The sequence below is a fragment of the Streptomyces sp. NPDC088794 genome (assembly GCF_044750545.1).
Classification (GTDB): Bacteria; Actinomycetota; Actinomycetes; order Streptomycetales; family Streptomycetaceae; genus Streptomyces.
Map to the genome: position 1 here is coordinate 1 of NZ_JBIVKB010000031.1, position 26,969 is coordinate 26,969.

Genomic DNA, 26,969 nt, shown 5'->3' on the forward strand with positions numbered 1-26,969 from the left:
GGGGGGGGGGGCCCGGCCGGGGCGGGGGGGGGGTCCCCCCCGCGGGGCCCGGTGCGGGGCCTTATACCCCCCGGGGGGGGGGGGGGGGGGGCCCCCCCCCCCCCCCCCCCCCCGCCTCCGTGTCTACCGCCGCAACTCACCCTCCCGGCAGGTCACTTGACCGAGCCGGCCATCACGCCCTGCACGAAGTGCCGCTGGAAGGCGAAGAACACCACCACGGGCACGATCAGTGACACGAACGCGCCCGGCGCGAGCACGTCGATGTTGCTGCCGAACTGGCGTATCTGCGACTGGAGTTCCACGGTCAGCGGCTGCGAGGAGGCGTCCGCGAACAGCAGCGCCACCAGCATGTCGTTCCACACCCACAGGAACTGGAAGATGGCGAGGCTGGCGATCGCCGGCCGGCCCACCGGCAGCACGAGGCGGGTGAAGATCCGCCACTCGCTTCCGCCGTCCATCCGGGCGGCCTCCAGCATCTCCTTGGGCATCTCGGCGAAGTAGTTGCGCAGCAGGAACACCGCGAACGGCAGTCCGTACGCCACATGGAACAGCACCACTCCGGGGATCGTGCCGAACAGCCCCAGCGTGCCGAAGAGTTTGGCGACCGGCAGCAGACCGATCTGCACGGGCACCACCAGCAGCGCGACCACGATCAGGAACACCGGCTCGCGGCCGGGGAAGTCCAGCCAGGCGAAGGCGTACGCGGCCAGCGCGGCGAGCACGACCACCAGGGCCGTCGCCGGGACCGAGATCAGCACGGTGTTCCAGAAGGCGCGGGTGATGCCCGCGTTCTTCAGCAGGGCCGAGTAGTTGTCGAGGGAGAGCTGGCCCGGGCTGGTGAACGCGGTCCACCAGCCGCTGCTCGACGAGTCCTTGGCGGACCGCATCGAGGACAGCAGCAGCCCGGCGAGCGGCGTGAGCCAGACCAGTCCGATCACCACGAGGAAGGCCTGCACCACCCCGTTGCCCAGGCCGCGCCTGATCGCGTTCATCACTGACTCCTTCGGAAGCGCCGGACGTTGAAGGCCATCGCGGGGATCACCAGCACCAGGAGCAGTACGCCCAGCGCGCTGCCGAGCCCCTGGTTGTTGCCACCGCCGAAGGACACGAGCCACATCTGGGTGGCGAGGACGGCCGCGTCCTGCGCCACCGGCCCGGGCGCGATGATGTACACGAGGTCGAAGACCTTCATCACGTTGATCACGAGGGTCACGAACACCACCGTGAGCACCGGCGCGAGCAGCGGCACGGTGATGAGCCGGAAGATCTGCCACTCGTTGGCGCCGTCCATCCGCGCCGCCTCCAGCGCGTCCCGGGGCAGGGCGGCGAGGCCCGCGCCGATCAGCACCATCGCGAACCCGGTCCAGATCCACAGGTAGGCCCCGATGATGGCGGGCGTGACGAGGGTCGGGCCGAGCCAGGAGATGCCCTGGTAGGGCTGCGCGAAGTTGGAGCCCGGCAATTGGACCGCGTACGGACCGGGGTCGAGGCCGGTGAAGCGGAAGGAGCCGTCGGAGGCGGTGCTCGTGCTCACGACCGTCTTGCCGTCGCGCACCGCCTGGACCTTCATCCGCGGCAGCCCGCTCTCCTTCGGGTCGACCACGCCCTGCTTGCCTCCCCCGCCGAGCGTGAAGTCGAGGTAGACCACGCCGCGCAGCTCACCGGCGGACGCCGTGCGGTTCGCCGCCGGGTACGCGGGCTCGGCGCCGCTCGGCAGGTCCTTCGGGGCGACGCCCACCAGGCCGAGGTTCACCGAGTCGCCCGGTGACACGCTCGCGGTCGTGCGGTACGAGCCGTCGGGCTCCGCCGCGAGGCCCTGGCCGGTGCGGGCGCGGGCGGTGGGGTACTCGGAGGTGCCCTTGAAGACGTCGTGCACGCCGACCGCGGCCGCGTTCAGGACGCCCTTGTTCGGGTCGTCGTCGTAGGCGAGCCGGAAGATGATGCCGGCGGCCAGGAAGGACACGGCCATGGGCATGAACAGCAGCAGCTTGAAGGCGGTCGCCCAGCGCACCTTCTCCACCAGCACGGCGAGGATCAGACCGAGCCCGGTCAGCAGGGTCGGCGCCACCACCACCCAGATCGCCGTGTTGCGTACGGCGGTGAGGGTGGCCGGGTCGCGGAACATCTCGGTGTAGTTGTCGCCGCCCACGAAACGGTCGCCGGACGCGTCGAAGAAGCTGCGGCCGATCGAGAACAGCACGGGGTAGACGACGAGCGCGCCCAGCAGGAGGAGCGCGGGGAAGACGAAGAGCAGGCCGATGATCCAGGCCCGTCGCCGGGCCCGCCGGGCGCGCTCGGCGTGCGGGGACGCGGAGGGTGGACTCGTCTCTTTCACCAGGGTCGCGGTCATGGCCGTCAGCCCTTGTAGGCCTTGGCCGCCGCGTTCTCCAGCTGTGCCGCGGTCCCCTTCGGGTCCGAGGGGTCGCGCAGGAAGTCCTGGAGCAGCTTCCACTCGCCGGCGCCCTTGGTGCCGCCGAAGGCCGCGGGCGCCTGGTCGGACATGTCGAAGCGGACCGAATCCCCGGCCGAGACAAGGGACTTGGCGGTCGCGCGGGTGACGTCGTCGCCGTAGGAGGCGAGGTCGAGCTTCTTGTTCGGGGACAGGAAGCCGCCCGCCTTCGCCCACACGGCCGCCGCCTCCGGGGTCGCGAGGTACTCCAGGAGCTTCATGCCGGCCTTGGCGTTCTTGCCGTCCTTCAGGACGACGGCCGCGTCGCCGCCGCTGACCACGGGGGCCGTGCCGCCGTCGACCGCGGGGAAGGGGAAGAAGTTCGCATCGGTGCCGATGGTCCTGCCGAACTGGTCCTTGGCGACACCGGCGACGAAGTCGCCCTCGTAGACCATGGCGGCCTCGGGCTTGGGGCCGAACACCTTCTCCACCGAGCCCGGGAAGTCGGTGTTGAGGGCCTCCTTCTGTCCGCCGGCGATCAGCTGCTTGTCCTTGAAGAGCGTGCCCAGGGTGCCGAGCGCCTTGACCACGGACGCGTCGGTCCACTTCAGCTTGTGGGTGGCGAGGGCGTCGTACTTCTCCGGGCCTGCCTGCGAGAGGTAGATGTTCTCGAACCAGTCGGTGAGGGTCCAGCCGTCCTGGCCCCCGATCGAGAAGGCGGCGAGGCCCGAGTCGGAGATCGTGTGGCCGGCCTTCAGCAGATCGGCGTACGTGGTCGGCGGGGTGACGCCGGCCTGCTCGAAGGCGTCGGGGCTGTACCAGACCGTCGACTTGTGGGCGGCCTTGAAGTAGAGGCCGTAGAGGGTGCCGTCGACGCTGCCGTAGTTCTTCCACACGGGGGCGTAGTTGGCGTCCACGGACTGCTTGGTGGTCGTGGACAGCGGCTGCAGCCAGCCCTGCCCGGCGAACTGCTGGAGCACGCCGACCTGCGGGACCATCACGACGTCGGGTGCGTTGCCGCCCTCGATCTTGCTGCCGACGACGGTGGAGACGTTGTCCCCGGTGGACGTGAACGTCGTCTTGGCACCGGTCTTGGCGCTGAACGCGTCCAGCACCTTCTGGAAGTTCTTCTGCTCGCTGCCGGACCAGACACCGGCCACGCTGACCGTCTGGCCGGCCAGCGCCTTGTCGCCGCCACCGGCCGAGACCGGGTCGCTGCTGCCGCAGGCGGTCGCGCCGAGCGCGAGGACCAGGGCGGTGCAGCCGACGAGGAGGGTGGAACGTCGAAGCATCATCGTTGATGTCCCTTCGGGGGATGGGCGGGTGACGGAGGGTCAGAGACCGAGGGTCAGAGATCGTTGATCCACCAGGCGGCCGTCGCACCGGGCAGCACTCCGGCCGGGCAGGGACCGCTGGACAGCAGGGGGGTGCCGGAGACCGGCGCGGGCACGGGAGCCGTACCGAAGTTGACGGCGCAGACCAGGCCGTCCCCGCGGACGAAGCCGAGGACGCCGGGCGGGGTCTCCAGCCAGTTGAGCGAGCCCTCGCCCAACTGGGGCAGCCGGTAGCGCAGTTGGAGGCCGTCGCGGTACAGGTGCCAGAAGGAGCGGGTGTCGGCGAGGGCGCGGTCGGTGGCGTACTCGGCGAAGTACTCGGGCTGCGGCAGCCAGGGCCGCGCGCCCTCCGCGCCGGAGGTGAAGCCGAACGGGGAGGCCTGTCCCGACCACGGCAGCGGCACCCGGCAGCCGTCGCGGATCCGGGCCCGGCTGCCGGTGCGCCGGAAGATCGGGTCGGTGAGCACGTCGTCGGGCAGATCGACGACCTCGGGCAGCCCCAACTCCTCGCCCTGGTAGATGTACGCCGCCCCGGGCAGCGCGAGCATGAGCAGCGCGGCGGCACGGGCGCGGGCGGCGCCGAGACCACTGCCCTCGGTGGCCGGTTCGCCGTAGCGGGTGACCGTGCGGACCTGGTCGTGGTTGTTGAGGACCCAGGTGACCGTGGAGCCGGTGCCGGCGATGTCCTGCATGGCCTCGGTGATGACCTTGCGGAAGGCGTCGGCGTTCCAGGGCGCGCTCAACAGGTCGAAGAAGAAGGCCTGGTGGAGTTCGTCGGAGCGGACGTACCGCGCGTGTTCGCGGGCGGTGGGGACGGAGACCTCGCCGACGAGGAGCCGTTCGTCGCCGTCCCGTGCGGTGTACTCCTCGCACACCGCGCGCCAGTGCCGCCAGACGTCGTGCACCTCGGGCTGGTTCCAGGCCAGCGGGTTGACGGAGTCGCGGGTGCGGGCGTCGGCCTCCGGGTCCGGGGAGTCGGGCAGGTCCGGGTGCTTGAAGAGGCCCGCGGCCACGTCGATGCGGAAGCCGTCGACGCCCCGGTCGAGCCAGAAGCGGAGCGTGCGGTCGAACTCGGCGGCGACCTCGGGGCTGCGCCAGTTCCAGTCCGGCTGCTCGGGCGTGAACATGTGCAGGTACCACTGGCCCGGCCGGCCGTCCGCCTCGGTGACCCGGCTCCAGGCCGGACCGCCGAACATGGCGTGCCAGTTGTTGGGCGGCTCGGCGCCGTCCGCGCCCCGGCCGTCGGCGAAGTGGAAGCGGGCCCGGGCCGCGCTGCCGGGTCCGGCGGCGAGCGCCTCCTGGAACCAGGGGTGCTCGTGGGAGCAGTGGTTGGGGACGATGTCGAGGAGCACCTTGACGCCGAGCCGCTGTGCGGCGCCCATCAGCAGGTCGAACTCGGCGAGGTCGCCGAAGAGCGGGTCCACGTCGCAGTAGTCGGCCACGTCGTAGCCGTGGTCGTGCTGCGGCGAGGGATAGAAGGGGCTCAGCCAGATCCCGTCGACGCCCAGCTTCTTGAGGTACGGCAGCCCGGCCCTGACGCCGGCCAGATCGCCGACGCCGTCGCCGGTGCTGTCCAGGAAGCTACGGACGTACACCTGATAGATCACCGCGTCCCGCCACCAGCGGTACTTACTCAGCATGCATGCATGTTAAGTAGGCGTATCGCGAAGGTGTCAACGAGTAGGCAGAAGCTACCGGAGAGTTGGCCCGACACATGGTGATTTAGTGGGTCGATCGAAGACGAAAGGAGACCGCCGCGTTACTTAACAAGTAACTAGAGACCCGGGATGGCGGCCAGCTCCGCCGCCAGTCGTGCCACCGCCGCCCTCGGCGTCACGTGTCCGGCCATCGCGTCCTGCACGACGGCCTGCACCACCAGACTCACCTGGTCGTAACGGGGGCTCTTGGGGCGGGACTTGGCCGTCTGCAGGGCCTTGCGCAGGGTCGGCAGATACGGGAACCGCCGGATCAGCCCGGGGTCCTGGTACAGCGCGGCACGCACCGGCGGCAGCGCGCCGCGGGTGAGGACCTGGCGCTGGACCGGCTCACTGGTGAGGTAGGCGATCAGTCGCGCGGCCGAATCGGGGTGCCGCGCATGGGTGTTGACGGCCAGGTTGGAGCCGCCCAGCACGCTGGCCCCCGGCCCGTCGTGCCCCGGCAGCGGTACGGCACCGATCTTCCCGGCGACCGGCGAGCCCTTGGCCGACGCACCGACGTACGCGTAGGGCCAGTTGCGCAGGAAGAGCAGCCGGCCGTCCTGGAATGCCTGCTTGGACTCCTCCTCCTTGTACGTCAGCGCCGCCTTCGGGATCCATCCCTCCCGCACCCCGCGAGCGAGGAACCCGATGCCCTCGCGGGCGGCCGCGGAGTCGACGGTGACCTTGGCGCCCTCCTCGCGGAGGATGCTTCCGCCCGCCGAGTAGACGGCCTCGGCCGCGTTCACGGTGAGCCCCTCGTAGGGCAGGAACTGGCCCGCGTAGCCGTCGAGTCCGTACTTGGGCGCGATGGTCTTCGCGTCGTGCTCCAGCTCGGCCCAGGTGCGCGGCGGCGGGACGCCCTCCTTGTCGAGGATGTCCTTGCGGTAGAGGAGCAGGCCGGCGTTGGTCACGTACGGGACGGCGTACAGCCGCCCGTCGTAGGTCGCCGTGTTGCGGACCCCGCCCAGGAAGGTGTCCAGCGGGAACCGGTCGGGGGACAGCGGACGGATCCAGCCCGCGTCGGCGAACTCCGCGGTCCAGCTGACATCGATGTTGAGGACGTCGAACCGGCTGCGGTCGCCGTCGCGCAGGTCGCTGGCCATCTGCGCGTGGGTCTCGTCGGCGGAGTCCGGGAGCTCGACGAGTTTGACCTTCTCGTCGGGGTGGCTGCGGTTCCAGCCGTCCAGGACCGGGCCGAGATAGCCGGTGAGGTCCCCGGCCGTGGCCAGCGTCAGCGGGCCGCGGCTCTCGCCGGTGCCCTCCTCGGCGTGCGCGCCCGAGGCGACGTACCCGCTGAGGACCACCACGGAGACGAGGAGGCCCCTACCCGCGGCACGCATCCACCGCATAGGTTCCTCCCTGTACAGCGGCGCCGGGCATCTTCGCCCTGGGTCCGAAGCCATGTATACCTGTTAGGTATGGGCGATACTAGGGCCTGGAGCACATCACACAGACAGGAGGACTGCCCACGTGCGCCTGCCCCTCCTGGCTCTCCTCGCGCGCGGCCCGGCCCACGGCTACGAGCTCAAGCAGGACCTTGAGCAACTGCTGGGGTCCGCGTACCCTCAGCCGAACGTCGGCCAGATCTACGTGACCCTCGGCCGCCTCGAGAAGCAGGGACTGATCGAGGGCGAGGACGTCGAGCAGTCCAGCCGGCCCAACAAGAAGGTCTACCACCTCACCGAATCCGGGCGGGAAGAGCTGCGCGCCTGGTTCGAGGAGCCCGAGGACGAGCCGCGGGTGCGGGACGAGTTCTTCATGAAGCTGGCGCTCGCTCCGCAGACGGGTCTCGCCGACCAGATCGCCCTGATCAACAAACAGCGACGCCAGTACCTGACCGCCATGCGCAGCCTGTCGAAGCTGGCCGCAGCCGAGAACCGCGACAACCGCATCGCCCAACTGCTGATCGAGGGCGCGATGCTGCACCTTCAGGCCGACCTCGATTGGCTGGAGCGGTGCCAGGAAGAGCTGGAGGAGCTGGAGTGAGCGACGGTCCCGCTCCCGTGCTGCGCGCCGAGGGCCTGGTCAAGTCCCACTACGGCGAGGGCGCCCCGGCGCATGCCGTGCGCGGGGTCGATCTGCGCGTCCGGCAGGGCGAGTTCGTGGCCGTCACCGGTCCGTCCGGCGCCGGCAAGTCGACGCTGCTGCATCTGCTGGGCGGGCTCCAGCGGCCGGACGGCGGCAGCATCTGGCTGGACGGCGTGTGCGCGAACGCGTGGAGCGAGGCGCGCTGGGCCATGGAGCGCCGCAAGCGGATCGGCATCGTCTTCCAGTTCTTCAACCTGGTGTCGAACCTGTCGGTCGCCGACAACGTGGAGCTGCCCGCGCTGCTCGCCGGGACCGCGCCGAAGCAGGCGCGCGCCGGGCGGGAGGAGCTGCTGGCCGAGCTGGGCCTGGTGGGCAAGGAGCGGAGCATGCCGGGCGAGCTGTCCGGCGGCGAGCAGCAGCGGGTCGCGCTGGCCCGGGCCCTGGTCAACCACCCGCCGCTGCTGCTGGCCGACGAACCCGCGGGCAGCCTGGACAGCAAGGGCACCCGTGAGGTGATGCGGCTGCTGTCCCGCTTCCACCAGCGCGGCCAGACGATCGTGCTGGTCACCCATGACGCCCGGCTGGCCAGCGCCGCGGACCGGGTGATCAGCTTCTTCGACGGCCGGATAGCCGACGACGCGACCCTGGACGGCGTCCCGTCACCCGGCGCCGGCATCTCCGGCGTGCTGGAACTCAGGGACTGACATGCGGACGTACGACGACCCCCGGAAGGGCTGAGCCGCATGCGGGCCACGCTGCGCTGGGCGCACTCCGATCTGCGCACGCACCGCGGTGAGGCGCTGTTCCTGGTGCTGGCCACCGCCGGGATCGTGGTGTCGCTGCTGCTGGCCACGGCCCTGTTCGGGTACGCCACCAACCCCTGGCAGCGGGTCTTCACCCAGACGCACGGCGCGCATGTGTGGATCCACACGTCCGAGTCCGCCCGCGCGGACCGGCTCGCCCGGCTCGACGGTGTCGACTCCGTCGCCGGCCCCTACGCGACCGAGTCCGCCACGCTCGCCTCCCGCGGCGCCCGCGCCTCCGTCGAACTGCGCGCGATGCCCGAGCGGCTGCCGACCATCGGCCGCCCGCTGATCGTCTCCGGCGACTGGCTGGACCCGGCGACACCCGACGGCGTGGTCCTGGAGAGCCACCTCGCCCGCGCCCTGCTCGCCGAACCCGGCGACACCCTCACCCTGCCGGGCACCGCGCGGAAGGTGACCGTGCTGGGCGTGGCCGACAGCGCCGAGTCGCGCTACAGCCCGGGCGACCAGCCGGGCCTCGTCTGGACCCTGCCGGACGCCGTACGCGACCCCAACGGCCAGGTCATCGGACTGCGCCTGACCGACCCCGACGACACGGAATTCGTCGTCTCACGTGCCGTCAAGGCGCTGGGCGGCGCCGACGCGATCGGCGAGGTCGACACCTGGCAGCAGGCGCGCGCCGAGGCCCAGGGCGACAACCGGCTGCTCGGCCAGGTGCTGGCCCTGTTCGGACTGGGCGCCCTGGTCGCCGCGGGCCTCGCGGTGCACGGCGCGATCTCCACCCGCATCCGCGGCCACCTGCGGGACATCTCGGTCCTGAAGGCGATCGGCTTCACCCCGGGCCAGGTCGTCCGCGTCTTCCTCTTCCAGCACATCGCCTACGCCCTTCTCGGCGCCGTCACCGCGGCGGCGCTGACGCAGTCCCTGGGCAACCGGGTCCCGGGCCGCCTCGGCGACGCGATCGGCGTCTGGCAGGGCCTGCCCGGCCACGCGGTGGCCCTCTTCGCCATCCCGTCCGGCGCGGTCCTGTTCATCGCCGCGACCACGGGCCTGGCCGCCTGGCGAGCGGGCCGGGTGCCGCCGGTACCGGTACCGATTCCTTCGGTACGGGGGATGCGGGGTCTGTCGGCCAGGACGGGACGGGCGTCCGCGGCGCGGTCGTCCGCACCGTCGGGCGTGCGGCGCCCGCACCCCGCCCCGCCGGCCCGCGGATCCCGTCGCGGCGCCCAGTCCCGCGGCCGCCTCTCCGCGCCCGCCCGCCGGGCGCTCGCCCTGCGGGTGCCGCCCGCGTTGGTGCTGGGCCGGCACACCGCGTTCGCCCGTCGGCTGCGGTCGCTCGCCACCGTGGCCCGGCTGACCCTGCCCCTGCTGCTGATCGTCGTGGCGATGAGCGCGTGGACCACCATCGACCGTTTCCACAGCAGGCCCGAGCAGATAGGTCTCCCGGCCGCGCTCACCGTCCGCGCGGACGCGGGCCTGAGCGACCGGGACACCCGGGCCCTGCTGGCCGAGGACCCAGAGGTCGCCGACGCCTACCCGGGCGTCAAGATGGCCGCCCTCATTCCCAACCAGTCCGTCACGATCGCCCTGCGCGGCCTCGGCACCCACGAGGACCCGTATCCGTACGCCCTGGCGGAGGGCCGCCCCGCACGCCTCAGCCACGAGGCCGTGGCCGGCCAGGGCCTGCTCTCCCTGACGAACGCGCGGGTCGGCGACTGGGTGCGGATCACCGTCGGCTCCCAGCCCTACGGCCTGCACATCGTGGGCCGCAGCATCGAACCCGAGAACGCCGGCCGGGTCGTCACCACCTCGCTCGACACCCTCCGCGAGATCGACCCCGGCCTGACGCCCAGCCTCTACCAACTCCGGCTGCGCCCCGGCGCCGACCCGCGGGAGGTCGCCGACCGGCTGACCGTCGCCGGAGCCGGCCACCTGGACGTGCACGCCGTGACCAACCCGGCCGACGGGCTCTCGCCGCTGCGCGGAGTGGTGCTCGGCCTGATCGTCGTGCTCGCCCTGATCGGCCTCATCGAACTGCTCACCGCGATCGGCGGGACCGTGCGCGAGGGCGAACGGGACCTGCTCGCGCTGAAGGCCATCGGTCTGTCCCCGCGCCAGATCACCGCCGTCACCGTGACGGCCACCGGCTGCACCGCCCTGATCGCCGCCCTGATCGGGACCGCCCTCGGCGCACCGCTCGCGCACTGGCTGATCAACGCCCAGGGCCGGTCGAGCGGCATCGGCGCGGGGATCGCCCAGGGACCGTCGCCGGCCATGCTGGTGCTGTTCGACGCGGCTGCGGTCCTGGGCGCGGCCGGCCTCGCCGCGCTGCCGGCGGCCCGCGCGGCGAGGCGCAGACTGGCGGATACGCTGAGCGCGGTGGCCTGAGAGCGAACCGTCACCGACGGCCGCGCAGCTCCCGGTACCTGGCCACCAGGGCCTTGGTCGACTCGTCCAGTCCCTCGACCTCCGCGCCCTCCGTCAGCGCGGGCTCCACCCGCTTGGCGAGGACCTTGCCCAGCTCGACACCCCACTGGTCGAAGGAGTCGATGTTCCACACCGCGCCCTGCACGAACACCTTGTGCTCGTACAGGGCGATCAGCTGGCCGAGCACCGACGGCGTCAACTCGCGGGCGAGGATCGTGGTCGTCGGGTGGTCGCCCTTGAACGTCCTGTGCGGCACCAGTTCCTCCGGCACCCCCTCCGCGCGCACCTCGTCCGGCGTCTTGCCGAAGGCCAACGCCTGCGTCTGGGCGAAGAAGTTCGCCATCAGCAGGTCGTGCTGCGCCTTGAGTCCCTCGCTCAGCTCGGCGACCGGCTCGGCGAAGCCGATGAAGTCCGCCGGGATCAACTTCGTGCCCTGGTGGATGAGTTGGTAGTACGCGTGCTGCCCGTTCGTCCCCGGCGTGCCCCACACCACGGGCCCGGTCTGCCAGTCGACCGGCTGCCCGTCCCGGCCCACGTACTTGCCGTTGGACTCCATGTCCAACTGCTGGAGGTACGCGGTGAACCTGGAGAGGTAGTGGCTGTAGGGCAGCACCGCGTGCGACTGGGCGTCGTGGAAGTTGCCGTACCAGATGCCCAACAGGCCGAGCAGCAGCGGCACGTTGGACTCGGCGGGCGCGGTCCTGAAGTGCTCGTCGACGATCCTGAACCCGTCGAGCATCTCCCGGAAGCGGTCCGGGCCGATGGCGATCATCAGCGAGAGTCCGATGGCCGAGTCGTAGGAGTACCGTCCGCCGACCCAGTCCCAGAACTCGAACATGTTCGCCGTGTCGATGCCGAACTCCGCCACCTTCCCGGCGTTGGTCGACAGCGCCACGAAGTGCTGGGCGACGGCCTCCTGACCGGCCTTCAGCTCGGTGAGCAGCCAGTCGCGCGCCGAGGTGGCGTTGGTGATCGTCTCGATCGTGGTGAAGGTCTTGGAGGCGACGATGAACAGCGTCTCCGCCGGGTCCAGGTCGCGGGTGGCCTCGTACAGGTCGGCGCCGTCCACGTTCGACACGAAGCGGACCGTGAGGTCGCGGTCGGTGAAGGCGCGCAGCACCTCGTAGGCCATCGCGGGGCCGAGGTCGGAGCCGCCGATGCCGATGTTGACGACGTTCTTGATGCGCTCGCCGGTGTGCCCGGTCCACTCGCCGGAGCGGACCCGGTGCGCGAAGTCGCTCATCCTGTCGAGGACGGCGTGCACGGCCGGCACGACGTTCTCGCCGTCGACCTCGATCACCGCGTCGCGCGGAGCGCGCAGCGCGGTGTGCAGGACCGCGCGGTCCTCGGTGACGTTGATCCTCTCGCCCTGGAACATGGCGTCGCGCAGGCCGAACACGTCGGTGGCGGCGGCCAGTTCGCGCAGCAGCCGCAGGGTCTCGTCGGTGACCAGGTGCTTGGAGTGGTCGACGTACAGGTCACCGACCTGGAGCGTGTATCCGGTGCCGCGGGCGGGGTCGGCGGCGAACAGCTCCCGCAGCCCGACCTCCCTCAACTCCTCGCGGTGCTGGGCCAGCGCGGTCCACTCGGGCGTCCGGTTGAGCCTCGTACGGCCGTCTGCGTTCATATCGGACTTCAGCCTTCTTTCGTACCTCGCCCCGCTGCCTGTCCCAACCTAGGGGATCAGCGCGTGATGTGAGCTGTCGTGGCGTCGTCGTGCGACGCACCCACAAGTACGTCCGCCTTGCCGGTGGTTATCAGCGCGAGGACGGACAGGACGAAGAAGGCGGCGGTCAGCAGCGCGGGCGTGTTCGGTCCCCAGACGGTGGCGACGGCACCGCCGAGCAGGGCGCCCAGCGGGGCACCGGCGACGGCCAGGGTGCGGAAGGCGGAGCTGACCCGGCCCAACAGCTCGGTGGGAGTGCGCTGTTGCATCGACGTCGTCGTGTTGACGTTCCACACCATGCCCATGAACCCGAACACGGCCATCGCCCCCGCGAGGGCCGGCAGGCTCCGCACGTTGCCCATGACGACAAGGGCGCCGATCTGGACGACACCGGCAAGGAGCACGGCCCGGGTCGGCCCGAGCCGGGCGGTGATCCACCGGTTCGCCACTCCCCCGGCCAGGCCACCGACGGTGTACGCGGTGGTCGCGGCCGCGTAGCCGGCGGTACCGGCGTCCAGCCACCCGGTCACCAGGATCACCAGGGTGGCGATCAGGGCGCCCATGCCGATGTTGCACAGGGCCGTCGCCACGCACAGTCCGCGCAGCGGGCGGTCGCGCCACAGGGTGCGCAGCCCGTCCGCGATCTCCCGGCGCAGGGTGCTGCCCGCCGGTCTCGGCGCTCGGTCGGGCGCCGAGATCCGCAGCGAGGCGACCAGCGCGGCGGCCACCAGGAAGGTCCCCGCGTCGGCCACGAAGGGCACGGCGGCCCCCGCGACGAGCAGCAGCGGCACCACGGGCGCCCCCAGCAGACCGCCCGCGATCTGCTGTCCGGTCATCAGCCGGGCGTTGGCACGGCCCAGCGCCGCCCGGTCCACCAGGGCGGGCAGCAGGGCCGTCGAGGCGTTGTCGAAGAGGGTCTGGAGGGTGGTCAGCACGAAGGCGAGCGCGATGAGCAGCGCGATCGAGGCGTGACCGAGCGCGACGGCCCCGGCGAAGGCGGCGACGAGCAGTCCCCGTACCGCGTCCACCGTCCACATCGCGCGGCGCTGGTCGACCCGGTCCGCGACCGCGCCGCCGAGCAGCCCGAAGACGATCCAGGGCAGATAGCCGCAGGCGGTCACTGAGGCGATGAGCAGGGGGCGGTCGGTCAGCGAGACGGCGAGCAGGGGCAGCGCCGAGCCCCGCAGCGCGTCTCCGAAGCGGGAGACCACGGCGGCCGTCCACAGCAGCCCGAATCCCCCGCGCCATGCGGGCGCGCGCACGTCCCCCGTCTCGACCCTCGACACCGCTCCCCCTCACGATTCGCGTCCGCACCAGGCGGTACACGAACCGTAGAGGTCAGCACTGACAACCGGTCCGGAGTCGACCGGTCGTCGGGGGCCGAAACAGGTCCGACCCGACACCCCTCGGTGCCCGGCCGGTTCCCAACTCCTAGATCTCGCCCCGCAGTTTGGCGAGCGCCTCGGCGAGGATCGCCTCGCCGTCCGCGTCACTCCGCCGCTCCCGTACATACGCGAGGTGCGTCTTGTAGGGCTCGGTGCGCGGCGGGTCCGGCGGGTTGTCCCGGTCCTGTCCGGCCGGGAAGCCGCAGCGCGGGCAGTCCCAGGTGTCGGGAACCTGCGCGTCGCTGGCGAAGCTGGGCTGCGTCTCATGCCCGTTGGAGCACCAGAAGGAGATGCGCAGACGCGGCGCGGACTCGCCGCGCTCGGCCTCGCCCATCGGCCCCGCCCCGACCCGGCTTCCTCGGATCGCGTTGCCACTTGCCACGGTCGTAACTCCCTGCGTGATGGTGCCGCGAAGCGAGTCGGCGTTTCGCTTCGTTGCGAGCGCCTCAGTCTACGTAAGGCCCAACGCGCGTCCAGTGATTGGAGTTACAGCCCCCACACCTAGACGCAAGCCCCATGATAGGCCGCGCTCAGCTGCGCGTACCGAACATGGGGCCTTACGTGCGGAATGCGTGCGGAACGAGCGCCCGGCTCAGTTGTTCGTCTTCATCAGGATGCCGAGGACGATGATGCACGCGAACCAGGCGAGACCGATCACCAGGGTGATCCGGTCCAGGTTGCGCTCGGCGACCGAGGAGCCGCCGACGGACGACTGCATGCCGCCACCGAACATGTCGGAGAGACCGCCGCCCTTGCCCTTGTGCATCAGCACCAGCAGCATCATCAGCAGGCTGAAGACGATCAGGGCGATCGAGAACCCCAAAACCACGGCTGGACCAACTCTCTCGGATTCGGATGAACGACGGGGGCACAGCCAGGCTGTGCCCCCGCAAGGGTACGACGGATCGACGCCAGGGCCTACCTACTGGTCCCGGAAGCGCACGATCTTGACGAACTCGTCGGCGTCCAGCGAGGCACCGCCGACCAGGGCGCCGTCGACATCGGGCTGGGCCATGATCTCGGCCACGTTGCCCGCCTTGACGGAACCGCCGTACTGGATGCGGACCTGGTCGGCCAGCTCCTGCGTGTACAGCTCGGCGAGCTTGCCGCGGATGGCCTGGCAGACCTCCTGGGCGTCCTCGGAGCCGCAGACCTTTCCGGTGCCGATGGCCCACACGGGCTCGTAGGCGATCACGACCGACTCGGCCTGCTCGGCCGTGACGTCCTTGAGGCCGCCCTCGACCTGGCCGAGCGTGTGCGCGACGTGGTTGCCCGCCTCGCGGACCTCCAGTTCCTCGCCGACGCACAGGATCGGGGTCAGACCGTGCTTGTAGGCGGCCTTGACCTTCGCGTTGACGATCTCGTCGGTCTCGGCGTGGTACTGCCTGCGCTCGGAGTGGCCGACGGCCACGTACGTGCACTTCAGCTTGGCCAGCATCGAGCCGGAGATCTCGCCGGTGTAGGCGCCGGAGTCGTACGCCGAGAGGTCCTGGGCACCGTACTTGATCTTGAGCTTGTCGCCGTCCACCAGGGTCTGCACGGAGCGCAGGTCGGTGAAGGGCGGCAGCACGGCGACCTCGACGGCCTCGTAGTCCTTGTCGGCCAGCGCGAAGGCGAGCTTCTGGACGTGCGCGATGGCTTCGAGGTGGTTGAGGTTCATCTTCCAGTTGCCCGCCATGATCGGCGTGCGTCCGGAAGAAACAGATGGAGCCATTGCGGTCAGTCCTCCAGTGCGGCGAGACCGGGGAGCGTCTTGCCCTCGAGGTATTCGAGGGAGGCGCCGCCACCGGTCGAGATGTGTCCGAATGCCTTCTCGTCGAAGCCCAGGATGCGGACGGCCGCGGCGGAGTCGCCACCGCCGACGACCGTGAAGGCCTGGGAGTCGACGAGGGCCTGGGCGACCGCCTTGGTGCCCTCGGCGAAATCGGGGTGCTCGAAGACGCCCATCGGGCCGTTCCAGAAAACGGTGGCCGCGTCGGCGATCTTCGAGGCGTACAGGGCACCGGTCTCGGGACCGATGTCGAGGCCCATCCCGTCGGCGGGGATGGCGTCCGCCGCGACGGTGGTCGGGTCGGCCGGAGCCTTCGTCTTCAGGTCGGGGAACCGGCTCGCGACCACGACGTCGACGGGGACGACGAGTTCGACGCCGTTCTTCTCGGCGCGCTCGACGTACTCGGTGACGGCGGCCAGCTGGTCGTCCTGGACCAGGGAGGCGCCGATCTCGTACCCCTTGGCCTTGAGGAAGGTGAAGGCCATGCCGCCGCCGATGAGCAGCCGGTCGGCCTTGCCGAGCAGCTCGTCGATGACGGCGAGCTTGTCGGAGACCTTGGAGCCGCCGAGCGCGACGACGTAGGGCCGCTGGACGTCCTCGGTGAGCTTCTTCAGGACGTCGACCTCGGTGGCGATGAGGTAGCCGGCGTAGTGCGGCAGCCGGGCCGGGAGGTCGAAGACGGAGGCGTGCTTGCGGTGCACCGCGCCGAAGCCGTCACCGACGTACACGTCGGCGAGGGCGGCCAGTCGGTCCGCGAACTCGCCGCGCTCGACGTCGTCCTTCGACGTCTCGCCGGCGTTGAAGCGCAGGTTCTCGATGACCGCGACCTGACCGGGCTCCAGGCCGCGCACCGCGTCGTGGGCGGCGGGGCCGGTGGTGTCCTGGGCGAACGCGACGGGGGCGCCGAGCAGTTCGGCGAGTCGCTCGGCGGGCTGCAGCAGGGAGAACGCCGGGTCCGGGGCACCCTTGGGGCGGCCCAGGTGGGAGGCGACGATCACCTTGGCGCCCGCCTCGACGAGGGCCTTGATGGTGGGCAGGACGGCGCGGATGCGGCCGTCGTCGGTGATGAGGCCGTCCGCCAGCGGGACGTTGAGGTCGGCGCGGACGAAGACCCGCTTGCCGTCCACGCCTTCGGAGAGAAGTTCGTCGATGGTCTTCATGGGAGAAGGCTCCTGAGGAGGGCTCTGGATCGAACGAGGGCTGAACACGCGCGTGAGGGCTCGGGCGGCGCGGCGGTGCGCTGCCCGAGCCCTGCACTCACATCGAGGTGCCTGCTTCGGCGATCAGAGCTGTTCGCCGACGAAGACCGTGAGGTCCACGAGGCGGTTGGAGTAGCCCCACTCGTTGTCGTACCAGCCGAGGATCTTCACCGTGTTGCCCTCCTGGACCATGGTCAGGGAGGAGTCGAAGGTGCAGGAGGCCGGGTCGCTGACGATGTCCGAGGAGACGATCTCGTCCTCGGTGTACACCAGGTAGCCCTTCAGGTCGCCGTCCTCGGAGGCCTTCTTGAACGCGGCGTTGACCTCGTCCTTGGTGACCTCGCGCTGGAGCGTCACCACCAGGTCGGTGGCGGAGCCGGTCGGGACCGGGACGCGCATGGCGATGCCGTCGAGCTTGCCCTTGAGCTGGGGCAGGACCAGCGCGGTGGCCTTGGCGGCACCCGTGGTGGTCGGGATGATGTTCTCGGCGGCGGCACGCGCGCGGCGCAGGTCCTTGTGCGGGAAGTCCAGGATGCGCTGGTCGTTCGTGTACGCGTGCACCGTCGTCATCAGGCCCTTGACGATGCCGAAGTTCTCGTCCAGCACCTTCGCCATCGGCGCCACACAGTTGGTGGTGCAGGAGGCGTTGGAGATGACGTGGTGGTTGGCCGGGTCGTACTTGTCCTGATTGACACCCATCACGATGGTGATGTCCTCGTCCTTGGCCGGAGCCGAGATGAGGACCTTCTTGGCGCCGCCGGCGATGTGCTTGGCGGCGTCGTCCTTCTTGGTGAAGATGCCGGTCGACTCGATGACGATGTCGACGCCCAGCTCGCCCCACGGGATGTCCGAGGGGTTGCGCTCGGACAGCACCTTGATGGTGTGACCGTCGACGGTGATCGTGTCGGCGGTGTGCGACACCTCGGCCTTGAGGCGGCCCAGGATGGTGTCGTACTTCAGCAGGTGCGCGGTGGTCGCGGTGTCACCCAGGTCGTTGACAGCCACGATCTCGATGTCCGCACCCTGCTCCAGGAGCGCGCGGAAGTAGTTACGTCCGATACGACCGAAGCCGTTGATGCCTACGCGGATCGTCACGAACCGATCTCCTCGTTGGTACGCCGACTATGCGGTGCCGGCGAGCTGTTTTGGGATGTCCCCGACCACCCACGACCCTACCTCCCTGCGGCCCCCGTGGTGACATCGAGATGCCCCATACACGGGCAGGCGGTCCGTACCCGCCAGTAGGGGTACGGACCGCCCGGTCCTTCCGACCGGATCACTCGTTTTGACTACGGTCGGCTAGTCATGGTTGACCAGGGAATTCGCCCCGGAAGTCACCCTTCCAGGGCCGCGAGGGCCTTCTTGACGAGGGCGTTGCGGTCGGCCACCGCGGTGACGTGCTCCAGGCCGAAGCCCAGCAGCACGGTCCGGTCCGTGGTGACACCGCCGTACGTCTTGAACAGGGTCCCGGTGCGCGCCCAGTCCTTGAGGACGCCCGGGCTGCCCGCGGGCGGTCCGGAGACGCTCCAGGCGCCCAGCGACGTCTCGAAGCCCTCGGTCTGGGTGGCGGCGCCGCCCACGACCAGCGAGGCGTCGTCGGCCAGCACGCCGTGACCGCCGCTGCCGGGGTCGGTGACATAGCTGATCGAGACCTCGATGTTCTTGCCCGCGTAGGCGCTCAGGTCGAAGTTGACCTGCTGCCAGCTGTTGGAGGCGCCGGTGAGGGCGTTCCAGGTGCCGGAGGTGCCGGTGGCGGTGCAGGAGCCGCCGGCCAGCGTCAGATAGTGCTTCAGCCACGGGTGTTCACCGATGTAGAAGCCGGCGCCGCACTCGGCCGGGACGGTGGTCCTGGTGGCGCCGCCCTTCTCGGGGAGCGTGGTCCAGTCGTCGCCTCCGACGGTGTGCACCTCGACGATGGCGTTGTCGTAGCCGGGCTCGGTGTCCCACAACAGCTGGGAGCGCAGGGTGGGTTGGTCGGCCGCGGTCACGGCGCCCAGGTCGATGGTGCGGGTGAGGCGCTTGTACGCGTCGTCGGTGTGCACGGCCGCGGCCATGTACGAACCGGCGTAGGGCCCGTACGGGTTGACGGTCCCGGCGAACTGGCCCGCGCCCGCGCTGGCGAACTGCGGGTAGGTGGCCGGGTTCAGCTCCTCGGAGGTGACGCCGTAGGTGCCCGCCCGGTCGAGCGGGTTGCCGGCGGCGGCGCCGAGGGCCCCGCTGAAGCCGTCGAGCTTGCCCGCGCCGGTGAAGCCGGTGGCCCCGGGGGTGGACGTACGCGAGTAGGCGCCCAGGTAGTACTGGCTGAAGTCGTTCGACAGGGTGCCGTCGCCCAGGTTGACGTTTCCGCCGGCCTGTTCGCCCGCCTCGATCAGCTTGCCGCCCTCGTTGAGGAAGGCGCGCAGCTGGAGCTGGGTGGCGATGCCGGGGGTGCTCGCGCCGGTGTAGTGGACGACGGTGGCGAAGTGGTCCAGCACGCCGAGCGCGTCGGGCGCGCCCTGGGTGGCGACGTCCCACACCAGCGCCTTGTGGCCGTTGGCCTTCAGCGCGTCGACGTAGGTCTGCGCCTGCGTGGCAGCGGCGCCCTCCTCGGCGACGACCAGGGTGTCGGCCTTGGCGCGCTGGGCGACGGTGTAGGTGAAGTGCTCGCTGGAGACCTTCTTGCCGGCCTTGGTCTCGCCGGTGAACCACACCTCGACCTTGTCGCCCGGGACGCCGTCCTTGACCTTGGCCCGGTACTCGTCGAAGTGCAGGTTGTCCTCACCGCCGTAGGTCTCGCCGCCCTTCCAGGCCTTGAGCGCCATGTCGAGCGTACGGCCGCCGTTGACGCGGTACTTGAGCTCCTTGTCGCGGATCGCCTTGCGGACGACCACGGAGACTTCCTGGTCGGCGCCGCGCGAGTACGAGGTGGTGAACTTCGCCGGGGTGAAGTCGGCGGCGCTCAGGCCGACCGAGGAGGACGGCGTGTCGGGGTGCTTGGCGGTCTCGGCGACCGACAGCGCGAACGGGACGTTCTTGGCGAACTCGTCCTGGATCAGCTTCTCGTCGTCCGGGAAGTTGAACCCGGACTGGCAGTCGGCCGCGTTCCACTGGTCGTTCGGGTCGATGTTCGAGGCGGTCTGGCAGGTGGACATCTCGGGGGTGAACATCGACATGCCGTTGACGTTGCCCGCGTGTCCGTCGGCCTCGCCGTTGGTGGTGTACAGCTCCGAGGAGACCTGCGGATGGTAGCCGGGGATCGCGGAGTTCTCCGGGGTGCCGGCCAGCGCCTCGTAGATCACGTCGTCGGGGGTGGGAGTGGCCACCTGCCACCCGACGCCGTAGAGGAGGAGTTCGGCGGCGGAGTGGTAGTTGATTCCGTACGAGAAGCCGATCCGCTTCTCGAAGGCGTCGAGCGCCTTGGTCTCGGGCTCGGACCCGGGGCTCGCGCCGCGGTAGGTCTCGCTGGTGGGGTTGGGGGACGAACCCTCGTCGTCGTAGCCCCACTTGTAGGCGAAGTTGCGGTTGAGGTCGACGCCGTCGCCGGTGGAGATGACGCCGTCACCGTTGACGTCCCGCAGGTTCTTGCGCCACAGGCGGTTGGCGGCGTCCTTGAAGGTGTAGTCGTAGCCGTCGGGGTTGGCCGAGAGCACGAACCACAGCTCGGTGGAGTCGACGATCTTCTTGACGCGCTTGTCGGTCCTGTAGTTGTCCAGGTAGTAGTGCATCAGGCGCCGGGTCATCTCCGGCGTGATCCACTCGCGCGCGTGCTGGTTGGACATGTAGAGGACGGACGGCTTGGCGCCGTCCTTGGACTGCTTCGCGCCCTTGGTCAGTTTGAGCGCGAGGATGTCCTGGCCGTTGACCGTCTTGCCGATGGAGACGACCTTGGTGAGGCCGGGGTTGTCCTGGCCGGCCTTGACGATCTCCTCCTTGAGGCCGCCGGCGCCGCTGTACGGGCGGAACACGCCCTCGGCGGCCGCGTCGACCCGCTTCTCCGCCTTGGCCGACAGTGTGTGCTCGGTGAGATCGACGCCCTGCCCTTCCAGCTTCTGTGCCTGCTGGTCGGTGAGGTAGACCTCGACGGGCGCCTTGCCCTTGTCGGGCACCGCCTCGCCGAGTTCGTGGCTGTCCTGTCCGGCGGCCAGCAGCAGGGGTACCTGCTGCTTGGTGACGTCGGCGCGGAAGACCTTGACCTCGTTCGGGTCGGACGTGGCCGGGCTTCCGCTCTGGGCCTGGGCGACGGGCGCAAGGCTCGCGCCGCCGATCAGAAGCGCGCCGGCAGCGAGGATCGCTCTCGCTCTGGGTCTCATGAACCCCCCTAGCAATCTTTCGTCACGGTGACGAACGGTTGCCAGGCTCATGCCAGTTCACAGCCGAGTCAAGGGTGCCTCAAGGACTGGTGAAAGAGAACACCCGAACGCCGGTGTCGATCACCCAAGTGGCCATCGACACCGGCGTGTTGCGCTTGCGCCGAGTCAGCCGACCAGGTTGTCGGCCATCTCCTCCGTGATGCTGGACTCCGTGCCCGGGATGCCGAGGTCGGAGGCCCGCTTGTCGGCCATCGCGAGCAGCCGGCGGATCCGCCCGGCCACCGCGTCCTTGGTCAGCGGCGGGTCCGCGAGCGCGCCCAGCTCCTCCAGGGAGGCCTGCTTGTGGTCCATGCGCAGCCGGCCCGCGGCGGCGAGGTGCTCGGGGACGTCGTCCGCGAGGATCTCCAGGGCCCGCTGCACGCGCGCGCCGGCGGCGACGGCGGCCCGGGCGGAGCGGCGCAGGTTGGCGTCGTCGAAGTTGGCGAGACGGTTCGCCGTGGCCCGCACCTCGCGGCGCATCCGGCGCTCCTCCCAGGCCAGCACCGACTCGTGCGCGCCGAGCCGGGTGAGCAGGGCGCCGATCGCGTCGCCGTCCCGCACGACCACCCGGTCCACGCCGCGCACCTCACGGGCCTTCGCGGCGATCGACAGCCGGCGGGCGGCGCCGACCAGGGCGAGCGCTGCCTCGGGTCCCGGGCAGGTCACCTCCAGGGAGGAGGAGCGGCCGGGCTCGGTGAGCGAGCCGTGCGCGAGGAAGGCGCCGCGCCAGGCCGCCTCCGCGTCGCAGGTGGCCCCCGAGACCACCTGCGGAGGCAGTCCGCGGATCGGCCGGCCCCGGCCGTCCACCAGGCCGGTCTGGCGGGCCAACTGGTCCCCGCCGGCGACCACCCGCACCACGTACCGCGAGCCGCGGCGCAGTCCGCCGGGTGCCATCACGATCAGTTCGGAGCTGTGCCCGAAGATCTCCAGGATGTCCCGCTTGAGGCGCCTGGCCGCCATCGCGGTGTCCAGCTCCGCCTCGATCACGATGCGCCCGCTGACCAGGTGAAGGCCGCCGGCGAACCGCAGAATGGCGGATACCTCCGCCTTTCTGCAGCAGGTCCGGGTGACGGGGAGCCGGGAGATCTCATCCTTCACCGCTGCCGTCATCGCCATGGGCCGATCCTTCCATGCATCCGAAAAATACGGTCGTACGCGGCGGCCAGCAGCTCCGGGTCGTGCCTCGGAGTTCCGTCGTTCCGGGCCACGGGGGCCAGCTCGACCGCGGCTCCGAGCCGCTTGGCGGCCTCGGTGAGCACATCGCGATCGGGCACGGCGGCCTCGTCGGCCAGCACCACGTCCAGGGCGAGTTTAGGGGCGTGTCGTCCCAAAACCTCCAAATGACGCTGCGGTGAGAAGCCGTCGGTTTCTCCGGGCTGCGGCGCGAGGTTCAGCGAGAGGACCCGGCGGGCCTTCGTCTGGGTGAGCGCGTCGAGCAGTTCCGGCACCAGCAGGTGCGGAATCACCGAGGAGAACCAGGAGCCGGGGCCGAGCACCACCCAGTCGGCGTCGAGGACCGCCTCGACGGCCTCGGGGACGGCCGGCGGGTCGTTCGGCACGAGGTGCACGGACTGCACCTCGCCGGTGGTCAGCGCCACGGTCGCCTGGCCGCGGACCGTGTCGACGTCCTCGGGCCGGTCCGGGTCATGGCCCTTGACCAGGGCCTGCAGCTCCAGGGGCACGGCGGACATGGGCAGCACGCGCCCGTGCGCGCCCAGCAGCTTGCCGACCAGGTCGAGGGCCTGGACGTGGTCGCCGAGCTGCTCCCACAGGGCCACGATCAGCAGATTGCCGACGGCGTGTTCGTGCAGGTCGCCCTTGGACTGGAAGCGGTGCTGGATGACCCGGGCCCAGGTCTGGCCCCAGTCGTCGTCGCCGCACAGCGCGGCCAGCGCCTTGCGCAGGTCGCCGGGCGGCAGCACGCCCAGCTCGTCCCGGAGCCGGCCGCTGGAGCCGCCGTCGTCGGCCACCGTGACGACGGCGGTGAGGTCGCCTGTGATCCGGCGCAGTGCGGCGAGCGAGGCGGACAGGCCCATGCCACCGCCCAGGGCGACGACCTTGGGCTGCGCGCCGCGACGGCGCGGCTTGCCGCCGCGGGCCTCGACGGGCCGGGTCGTACGCCCCTCGGGCACCGCCCGGCGCAGCATGCCCAGCCGTGGACTACGTCCTGTCATTCCCGTCCCATGTCCCGGTGCACGACCACCGTCTCCACGCCCTCGGCCACCAGGCGCGCGGCGAGCTTCTCCGCGGTGGCGACCGAGCGGTGCTTGCCGCCGGTGCAGCCGATCGCGATGGTCACGTACCGCTTGCCCTCGCGGCGGTAGCCGGCCGCGATGAGCCGCAGCAGTTCGGCGTAGCGGTCGAGGAACTCCTTGGCGCCGGGCTGGTTGAAGACGTACGCCGAGACCTCCTCGTTGAGGCCGTTGAAGGGGCGCAGCTCCGGGATCCAGTGCGGGTTGGGCAGGAAGCGCATGTCGGCGACCAGGTCGGCGTCGACCGGGAGGCCGTACTTGAAGCCGAAGGACATGACGGTGGCCCGCAGCTCGGGCTCCTCCTCGCCGGCGAACTGGGCGTCCATCTTGGCCCGCAGCTCGTGCACGTTGAGGCTGGAGGTGTCGATCACCAGGTCGGCGTCGCCGCGCAGTTCGCGCAGCAGCTCGCGCTCGGCGGCGATGCCGTCGACGATGCGGCCGTCGCCCTGGAGGGGGTGCGGGCGGCGCACCGACTCGAAGCGGCGGACCAGGGCGTCGTCGGAGGACTCCAGGAAGACGATCCGGCGGGTGACGCCCCGGCTGTCGAGGTCGGCGAGGGATTCGCGGAGGTTGTCGAAGAAGCGGCGGCCGCGGACGTCGACGACGACCGCGATCCGTGCCACGTTGCCCTGCGAGCGGGCGCCGAGCTCCACCATGGTGGGGATCAGCGCCGGCGGCAGGTTGTCCACGACGAACCAGCCGAGGTCCTCCAGACACTTCGCGGCCGTGGACCGCCCTGCCCCGGACATGCCGGAGATGATCACCAGCTCGGGGATGGCCGCGTCCGTGGGCGCGGTCGTCTCGCCGGTCGTGCCCGTACTCACCTGTGCTCCGTCTCCGCCTTGGTTCTGTTGCGCGTCGTGCCCATCGGTCTTGTTCACCTTCATGTCTCCTGCCCCCGTCGTTCGTCCGGGGCGCCCGTCGTCACGGGCTGCCCGCTGGAACCCGTCGTGCTCGGTTCCTCTTCCATGATCTCTCCAGTCGCCGTGTTCACAGCGGGTGCGGCCGGGGCCGCCTGGGCGAGTGCGACGGCGATCGTCTCGGCCGTCTTGCGGCCTATGCCGGGCACCTCGCAGATCTGGTCGATGGTGGCGGATCGAAGTTTCTTCAGCGAACCGAAATGCTTAAGAAGAGCCTGCTTGCGTGCGTCTCCGAGGCCGGGGACGTCGTCCAGGGGGCTGGCGCGGAACCGCTTGGCCCGTTTGCTGCGCTGGTAGGTGATCGCGAACCGGTGTGCCTCGTCGCGGACGCGTTGCAGCAGGTAGAGGCCCTCGCTGCTGCGGGGCAGGACCACCGGGTCGTCGTCGTCCGGGAGCCAGACCTCCTCCAGGCGCTTGGCGAGGCCGCACACCGCGACGTCGTCGATACCGAGCTCGTCCAGCGCCTTCTTGGCCGCCGCGACCTGCGGCTGACCGCCGTCGACGACGACGAGCTGGGGCGGGTAGGCGAACCGCTTGGGGCGGCCGTCCTCCTCGGTGAACGTGTCCTCGCCGTCGGCCCATTCCCCGGTCTTCTCCTTGTCGGCGAGGTAGCGCCGGAAGCGGCGGGTGATCACCTCGTGCATGGAGCGGACGTCGTCCTGGCCCTCGAAGCCCTTGATCTGGAAGCGGCGGTACTCGCTCTTGCGCTGCAGGCCGTCCTCGAAGACGACCATGGACGCCACGACGTCGTCGCCCTGGAGGTGCGAGATGTCGTAGCACTCGATCCGGAGCGGGGCGCTGACCAGGTCGAGGGCCTCGGCGATCTCCTCCAGGGCGCGCGAGCGCGTGGTGAGGTCGGAGGCGCGCTTGGTCTTGTGCAGGGCGAGCGCCTGCTGGGCGTTGCGCTCCACGGTCTCCATCAGGGCCTTCTTGTCGCCGCGCTGCGGGATGCGCAGCGACACGATCGACCCGCGGCGCTCGGTGAGCCACTCCTGGACGGGCTCGACCGGGTCGGGCAGAGCCGGCACGAGCACCTCCTTGGGGACCGCGTCGCCCTTCTCCTCGCCGTAGAGCTGCTGGAGGGCGTGCTCGACGAGGCCGGCGGTGGTGACCTCCTCGACCTTGTCGGTGACCCAGCCGCGCTGGCCGCGGACGCGTCCGCCGCGCACGTGGAAGATCTGGAGGGCCGCCTCCAGCTCGTCCTCGGCGACCGCGATCAGGTCGGCGTCGGTCGCGTCCGCGAGGACGACCGCGCTCTTCTCCATGGCCTTCTTCAGGGCCCCGATGTCGTCGCGCAGCCGGGCCGCCCGCTCGTACTCCATCTCCTCGGCCGCCACCGTCATCTGCTTCTCGAGGCGGCGCAGATACGTGCCCGTGCGGCCGGCCATGAAGTCGCAGAACTCCTCGGCCAGTTCGCGGTGCTCCTCCTCGGAGACGCGGTCGACGCAGGGCGCGGAGCACTTGCCGATGTAGCCGAGCAGACAGGGGCGGCCGGTGCGGGTGGCGTTCTTGAAGACGCCGGCGGAGCAGGTGCGGACGGGGAAGACGCGCAGCAGGAGGTCGACGGTGTCACGGATCGCCCACGCGTGCCCGTAGGGCCCGAAGTACCGCACGCCCTTGCGCTTGTGACCGCGCATCACCTGGACGCGCGGGTACTCCTCGTTCATCGTCACCGCGAGGTACGGATAGCTCTTGTCGTCGCGGTACTTGACGTTGAACCGCGGGTCGTACTCCTTGATCCAGGAGTACTCCAGCTGGAGGGCCTCGACCTCCGTGGACACCACCGTCCACTCCACGGACGCGGCCGTGGTGACCATCGTCCGGGTGCGCGGGTGCAGGTTCGCCAGGTCCTGGAAGTAGTTCGCCAGGCGTTGGCGCAGGATCTTCGCCTTTCCGACGTAGATCACCCGGCGGTGCTCGTCGCGGAACCTGTACACCCCCGGAGAGTCCGGGATCTCACCCGGCCTGGGGCGGTAGCTGGAGGGATCGGCCATGTCTCACACCCTACTGGCGCGGACTGACACGACGACGAGCCTGTGGACAACCCCCGCACTGTCCTAGCGGGATTCCAGGAAGGTGAGAACGGCCAGGACACGGCGGTGGTCGTCGGTGTCCTCCTGGAGGCTGAGCTTGCCCAGGATGCTGCGGACGTGCTTCTCGACGGTGCCCTCGGTGACCCACAGCCGGCGGCCGATGCCGGCGTTGGAGCGGCCCTCGGCCATCAGCGCCAGCACCTCGCGCTCGCGGGCGCTCAGGTGGGAGAGCGGATCGTCGCGGCGCTGGGCGGAGAACAGCTCCTGCACGAGGGAGGGGTCGACCACCGAGCCGCCCCGGTTGATCCGCTCCAGGGCCTCGATGAACTCGTCGACGACGGTGACGCGGCTCTTGAGCAGATAGCCGACCTTCTGGCCGCTCGCCAGCAGTTCCAGGGCGTCCTCCACCTCGGCGAACGCCGACAGGACGAGGATGCCGGTGTCGGGGTGGCGCTCCCGGATCGTGCGGGCGGCCTTGAGGCCCTCGGTGGAGTGGTCCGGCGGCATCCTGATGTCGACGATCGCCAGATCTGGACGCTCGTCGGCGACCAGCTCGAGCAGCCGGACCGCATCACCCGCCTGGCCCACCACGTCGAATCCGACCCGCTCGCACAGACTGGCCAGTCCCTCTCTGAGCAGCACGTCGTCGTCGGCGAGGACGACCCGTCCGCGCGCGGGTCGTTGTGATGCGGCGTCCATGGTTCCGGCTCCCCGCTCCCCTTGCCCGACCTATCGCCCGATCGATGCGGTGCGCTCAACAGCCTGCCCGACCGGCG

Annotated in this window: 21 protein-coding genes; 3 read left to right on the forward strand and 18 right to left on the reverse strand. The window is 70.6% G+C overall.

All coding sequences use genetic code 11. From position 1 onward, the window contains the following. Positions 1-152 precede the first annotated feature (152 nt). The 5 genes from ACIP6U_RS47180 to ACIP6U_RS47200 form a co-directional block, all read right to left on the reverse strand. Positions 153-992, reverse strand: coding sequence for a carbohydrate ABC transporter permease (locus ACIP6U_RS47180; RefSeq protein WP_401729544.1), 840 nt, complete (start codon positions 990-992; stop codon positions 153-155). Then, on the reverse strand, positions 992-2,350 hold the full coding sequence (locus ACIP6U_RS47185; protein ID WP_401729546.1) for an ABC transporter permease subunit: 1,359 nt from the start codon (positions 2,348-2,350) through the stop codon (positions 992-994). Before ACIP6U_RS47185 ends, ACIP6U_RS47180 begins: the two co-directional genes overlap by 1 nt. A 5-nt stretch (positions 2,351-2,355) precedes the next feature. Then, positions 2,356-3,684, reverse strand: coding sequence for an ABC transporter substrate-binding protein (locus ACIP6U_RS47190; protein ID WP_401729548.1), 1,329 nt, complete (start codon positions 3,682-3,684; stop codon positions 2,356-2,358). A 53-nt stretch (positions 3,685-3,737) separates the two neighbouring features. After that, a complete protein-coding gene (locus ACIP6U_RS47195) occupies positions 3,738-5,363 on the reverse strand; it encodes a glycoside hydrolase family 13 protein (protein WP_401729550.1) in 1,626 nt (541 codons plus the stop codon). Positions 5,364-5,497: 134 nt separating this feature from the next. Continuing rightward, positions 5,498-6,769 (reverse strand): ABC transporter substrate-binding protein, encoded by a 1,272-nt coding sequence (locus ACIP6U_RS47200; protein WP_401729552.1) that lies wholly within the window; start codon positions 6,767-6,769, stop codon positions 5,498-5,500. 121 nt (positions 6,770-6,890) lie between these two features. On the opposite strand from ACIP6U_RS47200, the gene ACIP6U_RS47205 reads away from it, so the two are divergent. From ACIP6U_RS47205 to ACIP6U_RS47215, 3 genes are read left to right on the forward strand one after another with little or no spacing between them, the layout of a single operon-like run. Beyond that, a complete protein-coding gene (locus ACIP6U_RS47205) occupies positions 6,891-7,406 on the forward strand; it encodes a PadR family transcriptional regulator (RefSeq protein ID WP_124004458.1) in 516 nt (171 codons plus the stop codon). Further along, positions 7,403-8,152 carry an ABC transporter ATP-binding protein gene (locus tag ACIP6U_RS47210; RefSeq protein WP_401729554.1) on the forward strand — a complete coding sequence of 250 codons (750 nt, stop codon included), beginning with the start codon at positions 7,403-7,405 and terminating at the stop codon, positions 8,150-8,152. Before ACIP6U_RS47205 ends, ACIP6U_RS47210 begins: the two co-directional genes overlap by 4 nt. A gap of 39 nt (positions 8,153-8,191) precedes the next feature. Further along, positions 8,192-10,600, forward strand: a complete 2,409-nt coding sequence (locus ACIP6U_RS47215) for an ABC transporter permease (protein ID WP_401729556.1) — start codon at positions 8,192-8,194, stop codon at positions 10,598-10,600. 10 nt (positions 10,601-10,610) lie between these two features. Here ACIP6U_RS47215 and pgi read toward each other — a convergent pair whose 3' ends face one another. The 13 genes from pgi to ACIP6U_RS47280 all read right to left on the reverse strand — a co-directional run bounded on the left by pgi (position 10,611) and on the right by ACIP6U_RS47280 (position 26,892). Then, on the reverse strand, positions 10,611-12,266 hold the full coding sequence (gene pgi, locus ACIP6U_RS47220; protein WP_401729558.1) for a glucose-6-phosphate isomerase: 1,656 nt from the start codon (positions 12,264-12,266) through the stop codon (positions 10,611-10,613). A gap of 56 nt (positions 12,267-12,322) precedes the next feature. Further along, positions 12,323-13,591 (reverse strand): MFS transporter, encoded by a 1,269-nt coding sequence (locus tag ACIP6U_RS47225; RefSeq protein WP_401729561.1) that lies wholly within the window; start codon positions 13,589-13,591, stop codon positions 12,323-12,325. Between the two features lie 145 nt (positions 13,592-13,736). Beyond that, complete coding sequence (locus ACIP6U_RS47230) at positions 13,737-14,072, reverse strand: RNA polymerase-binding protein RbpA (protein WP_003957010.1); 336 nt, start codon at positions 14,070-14,072, stop codon at positions 13,737-13,739. Between the two features lie 210 nt (positions 14,073-14,282). Further along, the gene (gene secG, locus ACIP6U_RS47235) at positions 14,283-14,519 is read right to left on the reverse strand and encodes a preprotein translocase subunit SecG (protein ID WP_401729562.1); all 237 of its coding nucleotides are present in this window, start codon (positions 14,517-14,519) and stop codon (positions 14,283-14,285) included. A 93-nt stretch (positions 14,520-14,612) separates the two neighbouring features. Next, entirely contained in the window at positions 14,613-15,368 is a 756-nt protein-coding gene (tpiA, locus tag ACIP6U_RS47240; RefSeq protein ID WP_401729590.1) for a triose-phosphate isomerase, read from the reverse strand. Between the two features lie 41 nt (positions 15,369-15,409). Then, the gene (locus ACIP6U_RS47245) at positions 15,410-16,621 is read right to left on the reverse strand and encodes a phosphoglycerate kinase (protein WP_401729564.1); all 1,212 of its coding nucleotides are present in this window, start codon (positions 16,619-16,621) and stop codon (positions 15,410-15,412) included. Positions 16,622-16,744: 123 nt separating this feature from the next. Beyond that, a complete protein-coding gene (gene gap / locus ACIP6U_RS47250; RefSeq protein WP_401729565.1) occupies positions 16,745-17,755 on the reverse strand; it encodes a type I glyceraldehyde-3-phosphate dehydrogenase in 1,011 nt (336 codons plus the stop codon). Positions 17,756-17,994: 239 nt separating this feature from the next. After that, a complete protein-coding gene (locus ACIP6U_RS47255; RefSeq protein WP_401729567.1) occupies positions 17,995-20,949 on the reverse strand; it encodes a M14 family zinc carboxypeptidase in 2,955 nt (984 codons plus the stop codon). 165 nt (positions 20,950-21,114) lie between these two features. Continuing rightward, positions 21,115-22,104 carry a DNA-binding protein WhiA gene (whiA, locus tag ACIP6U_RS47260; protein ID WP_020120074.1) on the reverse strand — a complete coding sequence of 330 codons (990 nt, stop codon included), beginning with the start codon at positions 22,102-22,104 and terminating at the stop codon, positions 21,115-21,117. Next, positions 22,095-23,162, reverse strand: a complete 1,068-nt coding sequence (yvcK, locus tag ACIP6U_RS47265; RefSeq protein WP_401729568.1) for a uridine diphosphate-N-acetylglucosamine-binding protein YvcK — start codon at positions 23,160-23,162, stop codon at positions 22,095-22,097. Before yvcK ends, whiA begins: the two co-directional genes overlap by 10 nt. Further along, complete coding sequence (gene rapZ, locus ACIP6U_RS47270) at positions 23,159-24,127, reverse strand: RNase adapter RapZ (protein ID WP_401729569.1); 969 nt, start codon at positions 24,125-24,127, stop codon at positions 23,159-23,161. Before rapZ ends, yvcK begins: the two co-directional genes overlap by 4 nt. Next, positions 24,124-26,154: an excinuclease ABC subunit UvrC gene (gene uvrC / locus ACIP6U_RS47275; protein ID WP_401729571.1), complete on the reverse strand. Its 2,031-nt coding sequence runs from the start codon at positions 26,152-26,154 to the stop codon at positions 24,124-24,126. Before uvrC ends, rapZ begins: the two co-directional genes overlap by 4 nt. 63 nt (positions 26,155-26,217) lie before the next feature. Further along, on the reverse strand, positions 26,218-26,892 hold the full coding sequence (locus tag ACIP6U_RS47280) for a response regulator (protein WP_401729572.1): 675 nt from the start codon (positions 26,890-26,892) through the stop codon (positions 26,218-26,220). Positions 26,893-26,969: the final 77 nt, after the last annotated feature.

What these genes read in the sequence shown, in the direction of transcription:
- ACIP6U_RS47180 (WP_401729544.1), bottom strand. Translation starts at nt 992, where the DNA reads ATGAACGCGATCAGGCGCGGCCTGGGCAACGGGGTGGTGCAGGCCTTC.
- ACIP6U_RS47185 (WP_401729546.1), bottom strand. Translation starts at nt 2,350, where the DNA reads ATGACCGCGACCCTGGTGAAAGAGACGAGTCCACCCTCCGCGTCCCCG.
- ACIP6U_RS47190 (WP_401729548.1), bottom strand. Translation starts at nt 3,684, where the DNA reads ATGATGCTTCGACGTTCCACCCTCCTCGTCGGCTGCACCGCCCTGGTC.
- ACIP6U_RS47195 (WP_401729550.1), bottom strand. Translation starts at nt 5,363, where the DNA reads ATGCTGAGTAAGTACCGCTGGTGGCGGGACGCGGTGATCTATCAGGTG.
- ACIP6U_RS47200 (WP_401729552.1), bottom strand. Translation starts at nt 6,769, where the DNA reads ATGCGGTGGATGCGTGCCGCGGGTAGGGGCCTCCTCGTCTCCGTGGTG.
- ACIP6U_RS47215 (WP_401729556.1), top strand. Translation starts at nt 8,192, where the DNA reads ATGCGGGCCACGCTGCGCTGGGCGCACTCCGATCTGCGCACGCACCGC.
- pgi (WP_401729558.1), bottom strand. Translation starts at nt 12,266, where the DNA reads ATGAACGCAGACGGCCGTACGAGGCTCAACCGGACGCCCGAGTGGACC.
- tpiA (WP_401729590.1), bottom strand. Translation starts at nt 15,368, where the DNA reads ATGGCGGGCAACTGGAAGATGAACCTCAACCACCTCGAAGCCATCGCG.
- ACIP6U_RS47245 (WP_401729564.1), bottom strand. Translation starts at nt 16,621, where the DNA reads ATGAAGACCATCGACGAACTTCTCTCCGAAGGCGTGGACGGCAAGCGG.
- ACIP6U_RS47255 (WP_401729567.1), bottom strand. Translation starts at nt 20,949, where the DNA reads ATGAGACCCAGAGCGAGAGCGATCCTCGCTGCCGGCGCGCTTCTGATC.
- whiA (WP_020120074.1), bottom strand. Translation starts at nt 22,104, where the DNA reads ATGGCGATGACGGCAGCGGTGAAGGATGAGATCTCCCGGCTCCCCGTC.
- yvcK (WP_401729568.1), bottom strand. Translation starts at nt 23,162, where the DNA reads ATGACAGGACGTAGTCCACGGCTGGGCATGCTGCGCCGGGCGGTGCCC.
- rapZ (WP_401729569.1), bottom strand. Translation starts at nt 24,127, where the DNA reads ATGAAGGTGAACAAGACCGATGGGCACGACGCGCAACAGAACCAAGGC.
- uvrC (WP_401729571.1), bottom strand. Translation starts at nt 26,154, where the DNA reads ATGGCCGATCCCTCCAGCTACCGCCCCAGGCCGGGTGAGATCCCGGAC.
- ACIP6U_RS47280 (WP_401729572.1), bottom strand. Translation starts at nt 26,892, where the DNA reads ATGGACGCCGCATCACAACGACCCGCGCGCGGACGGGTCGTCCTCGCC.